This is a genomic window from Mycobacterium sp. NPDC003449, from assembly GCF_053588415.1.
This window is the reverse complement of the sequence record NZ_JBSFPX010000073.1, coordinates 21,576-31,644: the sequence shown is the minus strand read 5'-3', so window position 1 is coordinate 31,644 and position 10,069 is coordinate 21,576. Positions and strand designations below refer to the sequence as shown.

General features: G+C 69.9%; 12 protein-coding genes. 10 read left to right on the top strand and 2 right to left on the bottom strand.

All coding sequences use genetic code 11. The features are described from left to right. The first annotated feature begins 52 nt into the window (after nt 1-52). The 10 genes from ACWDTP_RS19220 to ACWDTP_RS19175 all read left to right on the top strand — a co-directional run bounded on the left by ACWDTP_RS19220 (nt 53) and on the right by ACWDTP_RS19175 (nt 7,953). Entirely contained in the window at nt 53-796 is a 744-nt protein-coding gene (locus ACWDTP_RS19220; protein ID WP_450022562.1) for an SDR family oxidoreductase, read from the top strand. Nucleotides 797-832: 36 nt separating this feature from the next. Continuing rightward, complete coding sequence (locus tag ACWDTP_RS19215) at nt 833-1,243, top strand: cupin domain-containing protein (protein ID WP_450022560.1); 411 nt, start codon at nt 833-835, stop codon at nt 1,241-1,243. Beyond that, nucleotides 1,243-1,902: a nitroreductase gene (locus ACWDTP_RS19210; protein WP_450022558.1), complete on the top strand. Its 660-nt coding sequence runs from the start codon at nt 1,243-1,245 to the stop codon at nt 1,900-1,902. Before ACWDTP_RS19215 ends, ACWDTP_RS19210 begins: the two co-directional genes overlap by 1 nt. 89 nt (nt 1,903-1,991) lie before the next feature. Continuing rightward, nucleotides 1,992-2,834: a GNAT family N-acetyltransferase gene (locus tag ACWDTP_RS19205; protein WP_450022556.1), complete on the top strand. Its 843-nt coding sequence runs from the start codon at nt 1,992-1,994 to the stop codon at nt 2,832-2,834. Beyond that, entirely contained in the window at nt 2,831-3,673 is an 843-nt protein-coding gene (locus tag ACWDTP_RS19200; RefSeq protein WP_450022554.1) for a lysophospholipid acyltransferase family protein, read from the top strand. The genes ACWDTP_RS19205 and ACWDTP_RS19200 overlap by 4 nt, the downstream gene beginning before the upstream one ends. 47 nt (nt 3,674-3,720) lie before the next feature. Beyond that, nucleotides 3,721-4,950: a cysteine desulfurase family protein gene (locus ACWDTP_RS19195; protein WP_450022552.1), complete on the top strand. Its 1,230-nt coding sequence runs from the start codon at nt 3,721-3,723 to the stop codon at nt 4,948-4,950. Beyond that, entirely contained in the window at nt 4,947-6,017 is a 1,071-nt protein-coding gene (mnmA, locus tag ACWDTP_RS19190; protein WP_450022550.1) for a tRNA 2-thiouridine(34) synthase MnmA, read from the top strand. The genes ACWDTP_RS19195 and mnmA overlap by 4 nt, the downstream gene beginning before the upstream one ends. Continuing rightward, a complete protein-coding gene (locus ACWDTP_RS19185; protein WP_450022548.1) occupies nt 6,014-7,027 on the top strand; it encodes a methionine synthase in 1,014 nt (337 codons plus the stop codon). Before mnmA ends, ACWDTP_RS19185 begins: the two co-directional genes overlap by 4 nt. A 99-nt stretch (nt 7,028-7,126) precedes the next feature. Next, a complete protein-coding gene (locus tag ACWDTP_RS19180; RefSeq protein WP_450022546.1) occupies nt 7,127-7,621 on the top strand; it encodes an SRPBCC family protein in 495 nt (164 codons plus the stop codon). Continuing rightward, nucleotides 7,618-7,953, top strand: a complete 336-nt coding sequence (locus ACWDTP_RS19175; protein WP_450022544.1) for an ArsR/SmtB family transcription factor — start codon at nt 7,618-7,620, stop codon at nt 7,951-7,953. The genes ACWDTP_RS19180 and ACWDTP_RS19175 overlap by 4 nt, the downstream gene beginning before the upstream one ends. On the opposite strand, the gene ACWDTP_RS19170 is transcribed toward ACWDTP_RS19175, so the two are convergent. Both ACWDTP_RS19170 and ACWDTP_RS19165 read right to left on the bottom strand, forming a co-directional pair. Continuing rightward, on the bottom strand, nt 7,950-9,524 hold the full coding sequence (locus tag ACWDTP_RS19170; protein ID WP_450022542.1) for a 4-coumarate--CoA ligase family protein: 1,575 nt from the start codon (nt 9,522-9,524) through the stop codon (nt 7,950-7,952). The genes ACWDTP_RS19175 and ACWDTP_RS19170 overlap by 4 nt on opposite strands. Before the next feature lie 11 nt (nt 9,525-9,535). Next, the gene (locus ACWDTP_RS19165) at nt 9,536-9,931 is read right to left on the bottom strand and encodes an MmcQ/YjbR family DNA-binding protein (protein WP_450022540.1); all 396 of its coding nucleotides are present in this window, start codon (nt 9,929-9,931) and stop codon (nt 9,536-9,538) included. Nucleotides 9,932-10,069 lie beyond the last annotated feature (138 nt).

Below are 10,069 nucleotides of genomic sequence, written 5' to 3'. Positions count from 1 at the left end.
GTCGAGTGCCAGGGTGAACACAGGTCACCAACACACCGAGGAAGGTTCCACCATGAAGGTCACAGTTTTCGGCGCCACCGGCCAGATCGGGTCCAAGGTGGTCGAACTGCTCACCCAGGCCGGTTACGACGTCGAGGCCGCAGCACGGGCCTCGGGCGCCGACGTGCTCACCGGCGACGGCCTCAAAGAGGCACTCGCCGGATCCGAGGTACTCGTCGACGTGGTCAACTCACCGTCGTTTGCCGACGACGCGGTGCTGGACTTCTTCACCACCTCGTCGCGGAATCTGATCGAGGCGGCCAAGGCCACCGGCACCGGGCACTACGTCGCGCTGTCCATCGTCAACTGCGACGGGCTGCCCGAGAGCGGCTACATGCGCGCCAAGGTGGCCCAGGAGAAGGCGATCGTCTCCTCCGGGCTGCCCTACACCATCGTGCGGGCCACCCAGTTCCACGAGTTCGCCGAGGCGATCACGGCCTCGCTGGTGGTCGGCGACGAGGTACGCGTCCCCGACGCCCGGATCCAGCTGATCGCCGCCGCGGAGGTCTCCGGCGAGGTGGCTCGGGCCGCGCAGACCGCAGCGACCAACGGGTTGGTGAACATCGGTGGGCCCGAGAAGCTTTCGTTCGCCGAGATGGCCCAGATCGTGCAGGACAAGCAGGGTGAGAACAAGCCGATCGTCATCGACGACAAGGCAACGTATTTCGGCACTCTGGTCGACAACAACAGCCTGGTGACCGGGGACGACGGCATCCTCGCCGAGGTGCGTTTCGCCGACTGGATCGCCGGGCGCTGAGCGTCCGCCCACCACGACCAATCACTGGAGGATGACATGACGATCTCACCGGAGCGCGAGAAGGCGCTGCACGATGCGATGACCGTGATCCAAACCGTCACACCACCTTTCATTCCGGCCGATGCGGAGGTGATGACCACCATCATCGAATGGCCCGCGGGCTCGCCAGGGGCGCCACCGCACCGCCATCCCGCCGGACCGGCGTTCGGCTATGTGCTGGAGGGCGAGATGCTGTTCGAGTTGGAGGGTGAGGCGCCCCGGGTGATCAAGGCCGGCGAGGCCTTCTGGGAGCCCGGCGGTGACGTGATCCACTACTCGGATGCCAACAATCGCGACGACGTCGCGCTGCGTTTCCTGGTCAATATGCTGTGCATACCGGGCCAGCCGATGCTGGTCATCGTCGAGGATGACGAGCTCGAGGCCCGCAAGGACCGGCGGGTCCGGTAATGGCCGACTTCGGTGAGGTCGTCCGGTCCCGGCGCTCGTCGCGGATGTTCTTGCCGGACAAACAGGTTCCGCGGGAGCTGCTCGAGGAGGCGCTCGAGCTGGCGATCCGCGCGCCGTCGAATTCCAACACCCAGCCGTGGCACGTCTTCTTCGCGACCGGAGAACGACGGGCCCGGCTGGTGACGGCGCTGGTGGCGGCGGTCGAGGCGGCACCGCCCGCCATGGGCTCGGCGGGTCTGCCACCGCAATTCGCCCACCGGCGCAGGGAGAGTGGCGCCCTGGTGTACGGCGCGATGGGCATCGCCCGCGAGGACGCCGCGGCGCGCTGGGCGGCCCAACGGCGCAACTGGGAGTTCTTCCACGCGCCTGTCGCCGCGGTGGTCTGCATGCATCGCGATTTCACCAACGTCGACGCGCTGGGGGTCGGGATGTTCCTGCAGACCCTGTTGCTGGCGCTGGCCGAACGGGGAATCGACAGTTGCGTGCAGGTGTCCATCTCGTTCTACCCGGACGTGCTGCGGGCCGAACTCGACATCCCCGACGATCTGATGGTGTTGTGCGGGGTGTCGATCGGCTATGCCGACCCGAATTTCCCGGCCAACAACCTGACCATGCCCCGCAATCCGATCAGCGAGAACGTGGTGTTCTGCGACCGGTGACGGGTCGGCCACATTTCGTCACCTAGCGCTCATGGACACGTCATACGTTCGATGCCGTCCGGAGACCCGGTTGGGCGACCGTGCTGGTTATGAGCAGTTCATCTGTCCTCATCGCCGCAGATCGCTCCATCCCGGCGTCGGCCGATACGCCGCGCTACACCCTGTTGTTGTCCACCGACCCGACCCACATCGTGGAGGCGCAGCGCCTGCGCCACCAGGTGTTCACCACCGAACCCGGATTCGCTCTCACCGATGACCAGTCCGATGGTCTGGATGCCGACCGATTCGACGAATTCTGCGATCACCTGCTGGTCCGCGACGACGGCACCGGCGACCTGGTGGGGTGCTACCGGATGTTGCCGCCACCCGGGGCGATCGCGGCGGGAGGGCTGTACACGGCCACCGAATTCGACGTAGCCGGCCTGGACCGGTTGCGCCCCTCCCTGGTCGAGATGGGCCGGGCCGTGGTGCGCGCCGATCACCGCAACGGCGGTGTGGTGCTGCTGATGTGGGCGGGCATCCTGGCCTACCTGGACCGGTGCGGCTACGACTACGTGACCGGCTGCGTCTCGGTTCCGGTGGCGGGCAACGCCGACGGACCGCCCGGCACCCAGATCCGCGGGGTCCGCGACTTCGTGCGGCGCAGACACGCCGCCCCGGCCGAATACACGGTCTATCCGTTCCGCCCGGTGGAGCTCGGCGGTAAGGGCCTCGACGACATCGACCCGCCGTCGAGGACCACGGTTCCGCCGCTGATGCGCGGCTACCTGCGCCTCGGTGCGAAGGTGTGCGGTGAACCCGCCCACGACCCGGACTTCGGGGTCGGCGACTTCCCGGCACTGCTGGACAAGCGCCAGGCCGATATCCGCTACCTCAACCGGCTGCGCTCGGTCTCGGCGGCATCGGATATGGCCGACGGGGTGAACCCGTGAGCCCCGCCCCGCACCAACACGCGTGGTTACCGCGGGCCTCCTGCGATGCCAGCTGCGTGCACGCGGGCGGTGATGCCGCCGGGCGGCGGCCGGTGGTGTGGGTGCGGACCGCGGCGCGGATCGCGATGGCGATGGTGCTGGTGCCGGGGCTGCCGCTGCTGGCGGTGCCGCTACCCGGCCGGTCGCACCTGCAGCGGATGTACTGCCGGCTGATGCTGCGCTGCCTCGGGGTCCGGATCACCGTGTCGGGCGGACCGATTCGCAATCTGCAGGGGGTGCTTGTGGTCAGCGGGCACGTGTCGTGGATGGACATCTTCAGCATCGGCGCGGTGCTGCCGGGATCCTTCGTGGCGCGTGCCGACCTGGTGGAGTGGCCCGCGCTGGGCCGGTTGGCCCGCATCATGAAGGTCATCCCGATCGACCGGGGCAGCCTGCGTCGGCTGCCGATGGTGGTGAGCGCCGTCGCCGAGCGGCTCGGGGCCGGCCACACCGTGGTCGCCTTCCCCGAGGGCACCACCTGGTGCGGGCTGGCCTACGGCCCGTTCCGGCCGGCGATGTTCCAGGCGGCGGTCGACGCGGCCAGGCCGGTGCAGCCGCTGCGGCTGAGCTACCGGCACCGCGACGGACGGCCGTCGACGATCCCGGCCTTCGTCGGCGACGACGGCCTGTTGCAGTCGATCAGCCGGGTCATCACCGCGCGTCGCACGGTCTGTCACATCCATGTCGGGTCGCTGCAGCTGCCCGGCGACGATCGCCGCGAGCTGGCCGCACGCTGCGAGGCGGAGGTGCGTGGGGAGCAGCTGCTGCCCAGCGCACCCGCGCACGCCCTGGCCGCCTGACCCGGCGGGACGGGGGCACTCGGCGGGGCGGCTATCCTAGGTGGGTTATGGCCTCCACCGTGACCTCCTCCTCAGGCGGGCCGGTCTACCTCGATCACGCCGCCACCACCCCGATGCACCCCGCTGCCATCGAGGCGATGACCGCTGTGCTGGCTACCGTCGGCAACGCCTCCTCGCTGCACGGGTCGGGGCGCACGGCGCGTCGCCGGATGGAGGAGGCGCGCGAGACCCTGGCCCGGCTGCTGGGCGCCAGGCCGTCGGAGGTGATCTTCACCGCGGGCGGCACCGAGAGCGACAACCTCGCGGTCAAAGGGATCTACTGGGCCCGCCGCGACGCGGAGCCCGCGCGTCGCAGGATCATCACCACCGCGGTGGAGCACCATGCGGTCCTGGATGCGGTGAGCTGGCTGGCCGACCATGAGGGCGCCGAGGTGACCTGGTTGCCGGTGGACGCTGACGGGGCGGTGGCGCCGGCTGCGCTGCGCGAGGCGCTGCAGGCCGGCCCCGACGGTGCCGGTGACGTGGCATTGGTCACCGTGATGTGGGCCAACAACGAGGTCGGCACCATCATGCCGATCGCCGAGCTCGCGGCCGTGGCCGCCGAGTTCGACGTCCCGATGCACAGCGACGCGATCCAGGCGGTCGGCCACATCCCGGTCGACTTCGGCCTCAGCGGCCTCGCGGCGATGAGCGTCGCCGCACACAAGTTCGGCGGCCCGACCGGAGTGGGCGCGCTGCTGCTGCGCCGCGACACCGCGGCCGTGCCGCAGCTGCACGGCGGTGGTCAGGAACGCGATGTGCGTTCGGGCACACCGGATGTGGCCGCTGCGGTGGCGATGGCCGAGGCCGCCCGGGTGGCGATCGACGGGCTGGCCGACAGCAGTGCCCGGGTGCGGGCGTTGCGGGACCGGTTGATCGCGGGTGTGCTGGAGCAGGTCGAGGACGCCCAGCTCAACGGCGGCCGCGGCGCCGCCCGGCTGCCGGGCAACACGCACTTCACCTTCCGCGGCTGCGAAGGCGACTCGCTGTTGATGCTGCTCGACGCCAAGGGTGTCGAGTGCTCGACCGGTTCGGCCTGCACGGCCGGGGTGGCGCAGCCGTCGCACGTGCTGATCGCGATGGGCGCCGACCCGCAGGCCGCGCGGGGGTCGTTGCGGCTTTCGCTGGGGCACACCAGCACCGACGCCGATGTGGACGCCGTGCTGCGGGTGCTGCCCGCGGCGGTGGACCGGGCCAGGCAGGCCGCGCTGGCCAGCGCGGGGACGGGACGGTCATGAGGGTTCTGGTAGCCATGAGCGGCGGCGTGGACTCCTCGGTGGCCGCGGCCCGGATGGTCGACGCCGGTCACGACGTGGTCGGCGTGCATCTGGCACTGTCCGCGGCGCCGGGCACCCTGCGGACCGGGTCCCGCGGCTGCTGCTCCAAGGAAGACGCCGGCGACGCCCGCCGGGTCGCCGACATTCTCGACATCCCGTTCTACGTATGGGATTTCGCCGAGCGCTTCGCCGACGACGTGATCGACGACTTCGTCGAGTCCTACGCCAGGGGTGAGACCCCGAACCCGTGTGTGCGGTGCAACGAGCGGATCAAGTTCTCCGCGCTCGCGGCCCGCGCCATCGCGCTCGGGTTCGACGCGGTCGCCACCGGGCACTATGCTCGCCTGGCCGGTGGCAGGCTGCGCCGCGCGGTCGACGCCGACAAGGACCAGTCTTATGTGCTGGGCGTGCTCACCGCCGAACAACTCCGCCATGCGCTGTTCCCGATCGGAGACACCCCCAAGCCCGGGATCCGGGCCGAGGCCGCCGAACGGGGCCTCGCGGTCGCCGAGAAGCCGGACAGCCACGACATCTGTTTCATCCCGTCCGGGGACACCCAGGCCTTCCTCGGCGCCCGGATCGGGGTGCGCCGGGGTTCGGTGGTCGACGCCGGGGGCACCGTGCTCGCCGAACACGACGGTGTGCACGGGTTCACCATCGGCCAGCGCAAGGGTCTCGGCATCGCGGGTCCCGGCGCCGACGGCCGACCCCGCTACGTCACTGCGATCGACGCCGAGACCGGCACCGTGCGGGTCGGCTCGGCTGAGGATCTCGAGGTCTCCGAGCTGAGCGGCGAGGCGCCGATCTTCACCAGCGGTGTCGCACCGCGCGGCCCGGTCGAGTGCCAGGTGCAGGTCCGCGCGCACGGCGGTATCGCCGATGCGGTCGCCGAACTGCGCGGCGACCGGCTCGTGGTGAGCCTGCGGGCGCCGCTGCGCGGGGTGGCGCCGGGCCAGACGCTGGTGCTGTACCGACCCGATCCGGACGGCGACGAGGTCATCGCCAGCGCCACCATCGCGCGCGCGTGAGTGCGTTCGCGGCCGCGACCGGCGTCGGCTCCTGGCCCGGCACCGCGGCACGGCAGGCCGCCGAGGTGGTCGTCGGCGAGTTGCACACCCTGACCCATCTGGTGGAGCTGCCCGCCCGCGGGGTCGGTGCCGACATGATCGGCCGGGCCGGGGCGCTACTGGTCGACATCGGCATCGACACCGTGCCGCGCGGATACCGCGTCGCGGCCGGGCGGCGTGGCGCGGCGCTGCGGCGCGCGGTCAGCCTGCTCGGTGAGGACGTTGACGCCCTGGAGGAGGCGTGGGAGCGGGCCGGCCTGCGGGGCAGTGGGCGCACGGTCAAGGTGCAGTCACCCGGCCCGATCACGCTGGCCGCCCAACTGGAGCTGTCCGGGGGACACCGGGCGATCACCGACCGCGGCGCGCTGCGCGATCTGGCCGGTTCGCTGGTCGAGGGTCTTGCGGCGCACCGGGCCGAGGTGGCCCGCCGGTTGGACACCCCGGTGGTGGTGCAGCTCGACGAACCGTCGCTGCCCGCCGCACTGGCGGGCCGGTTGACCGGGGTGACCAGCCTGACGCCGGTGCACCCGGTCGACGAGCCGGTGGCGATGGGCCTGATCGACGAGTGTGCGGCCGGTGTGGGTGCCGAGGTGGCGGTGCACTGCTGCGCTTCGGGGCTGCCATGGAAAGCCTTGCTGCGCAGTTCGGTTCATGCGGTTTCGGTTGACCCGGCGACGCTGACGCCCGCCGATCTGGACGGTATCGGCGAATTCGTCGAATCCGGCCGGGTGGTGCTGCTCGGCGTGGTGCCCGCGGCGGCGCCCGAGCGCGGGGTGTCGGTGGAAGAGGTCGCCACCGCCGCCGCCAAGATCACCGATCGGCTGGGTTTTCCCCGGTCGGTGCTGCGCGACCGGATCGGCGTCACCCCGGCCTGCGGGCTGGCCGGGGCCTCGGCGGACTGGGCGCGCACCGCGCTGGGCCTGGCGCAGAAGACGGCGGACGGTTTCGCTTCCGATCCCGAAGGGATCTGAGACAGCCCCGATCCCGAAGGGATCTGAAAATAAGGCAGCTGAAAGGTTGCTCTTTACGTGGATCCCCGGTTACGCTGATAGGCAACTGAAAGGTTGCATATGAGTACTGATCGAATCGAAAAAGACGTTCTCCTGCATGCCCCGTTGCAGCGGGTATGGCGGGCCATCAGCAATTCCGAGGAGTTCGGCCGCTGGTTCGGCGTCCGCTTCGACGGCCCGTTCGTCGCCGGGGAGCCGGTCAACGGGGTGATGACGCCGACCGAGGTCGACGCGGACGTCGCGGCCATGCAGCAGCCGTACGCCGGTGAAGCCGACCAATGGCACATCGTCGCGGTGGAACCGCCGCACCGACTGGCCTTCCGGTGGCATCCCTACGCCGTCGAACCGGGCACCGACTACGCGGCCGAACCCATGACGCTGGTCGAGTTCACCCTGACCGAGGCCGACGGTGGCGTGCTGCTGCGGATCGTGGAGTCCGGCTTCGATGCCATCCCGGCCGAGCGCCGGGCGTCGGCCTTCGAGGCCAACAGCGAGGGCTGGGCCCACCAGGCCGAGTTGGTGCGCAAGTATCTCGCGCTGGGCGACCCGGTGTGAGCACCGTCGGCTCAGCCGAGCCGCTGTCCCCGGTTTTCGATGCGCTCGGCGATCCGAACCGGTTGCGTATCGTCACCCGGCTCTGTGACGGCGGCCCGTGCTCGACGGTGCGATTGACCCAGGTGATCGCGGTGACCCGGCAGGCCGCGACCAAACATCTGCTGCTGTTGGAGGCGGTGGGCCTGGTGACCAGCGAGCGCAAGGGCCGAGAGCGGATCTGGCGCATTCAACCCGAACCGCTGGCCGAGGCCAGCGAGTACCTGACGGCGTTGTCGCGTCGCTGGGATCGCGCGCTCGACCGGTTGCGCGCCTATGTCGAGGAACCGGACTAGAGCGAACGCAGTTCCCTGCGCAGGATCTTGCCCGCCGCCGACTTCGGCACCGCATCGATGAACTCGACCCGGCGCACCTTCTTGTAGGGCGCCACCTGACCGGCGACGAACGCCAGCACCTCGTCGCCGGTCAGCTCCGCGCCGGGTTGTCTGACCACGAACGCTTTCGGGATCTCCTCACCGGTCTCGTCGTCGTGCACGCCGATCACCGCCGCATCGGCGATGCCGGGGTGGGTCAGCAGCACCGACTCCAATTCGGCGGGCGGGACCTGGTAGCCCTTGTACTTGATGAGCTCCTTGAGCCGGTCGACGACGTAGACGCATCCGCTGGCGTCGACCTTCGCCAGATCCCCGGTGTGCAGGAAGCCGTCGGAGTCGATGGTCTCGCGGGTGGCCCGCTCGTTGTTGAGGTAGCCGGCCATCACGTTGGGCCCTTTGAACCACAGCTCGCCAGTCTCGCTCAAACCTTCGGCAGGGACCCCGATTTCGGCACCGGTATCGGGGTCGACGAGCTTGCTCTCGGCATTGGGCACGGTCCAGCCGCAGGAGTCCAGCGGCGCCACCCTGCCGATCGAGGCCAGGCCGCCGTCGTGCGGGGTGATGTGGCTGACCGGGCTCAGCTCACTCATGCCGTAGCCCTGAACGACGTTGCAGCCCAGCCGCTCGGCCACGGCGTGGCCGAGCTCGGCGTCGAGGGTGGCCGCCCCGGACATGATGCCCTTGAGCGAGGACAGGTCGTAGGAGTCGACCAGCGGATGCTTGGCCAGCGCGACCGCCACCGGGGGAGCGATGTAGGCGTAGGTGCACTTGTGGGTCGCGATGTTGTCGAGGAATTCGGTCAGGTCGAACGAGGGCATGATGATCAGGCTGGCCCGCGCGTGCAGGGCCGCGTTGAGCAGCACGGTCATCCCGTAGATGTGGAAAAACGGCAGCACGGCCAACAGCCGGTCCCCGGAGTGCATACCCTGCAGTGGCCGGATCTGGGCGACATTGGCGGTCAGATTGCCGTGGGTCAGCATGACGCCCTTGGGATTTGCCGTGGTGCCCGAGCTGTAGGGCAGCGCCGCCAGGTGGGTGGCCGGGTCGAAACTCACCTCGGGTGCGGCATGCCCGTCGGGCAGGCCCGCACCGTCGAGCACCACCACCTGGTCCTCGGCCAGCCCGGCCGCGGTGGCGCCCTCGGTGGCCTGCGGCGCCAGGGCACCCACCGTGATCAGCAGCCGGGCCTTCGAATCGGTCAGCTGCTTGGCGATGTCCTTGGCGGTGAACAGCGCATTGATGGTGGTGGCCGTTGCACCCGCGCGCAGGATGCCGTGGAAGGCGATCGCGAAGCCGGAGCTGTTCGGCGACAGCAGGGCCACCACGTCGCCGACGCCGATGCCGCGTGCGGCCAGTGCCCCGGCGAACGCGTCGATCCGGCCGACCAGCTCGCCGTAGGAGGTCTGGGCCCCGGTCTTGGCATCGACCAGGGCCACCCGATCGGCGTCGGTGGCCGACAGCCCGGTGAACAGGTAGTCGTACACGCTGACCGTCGGGATCTGCACGGCGGGAAACGGGCTCGCGAAACTCATGATGCCTCCAGTCAGCGTTCGTCGAGTTGTCTGATCAGCCGCTTGGAGGCGATCATCCGAAACGATGCGTCGACGAGCTCGCGCACCTCATCCCAATCGACCTCGGCCGCAGCGAAATCCAGGCCCAGCCAGCCGAACGGGCCCATATAGGCCGGGAAGAAGAACCGGGCGTCCTGCTCGAGCGCCCTGCGGTCGCTCTCGTCGACCTTGACCAACAGAGAGTACGGGTAGGCCAGCATTCCACCGGGGGACTTGACGTTGCCGCCGTACACCGCAAACATCTTCGGCGCGCAGAACACCGGCCTGCCGTGCGACACCTTCTCGAACGCCTCCGGGAAGCCCAGCGTGATCGCCCGCAGCTCAGCCAGGCCCGAGTCGTCGTCGCTGAACATGATCGGGTGCGGCATGACGTCAGGTTACTGGCATCACCGCACCGTCCGCCGACCAGCTCGGACATCGTATGGCCGGCAGTGGACCGGCGGTGGCCGTCGTCCCGGAACCCCTGCGGCACAGCGGTTTTCCAGGTGTCGCGTTCTTCGGCCCGC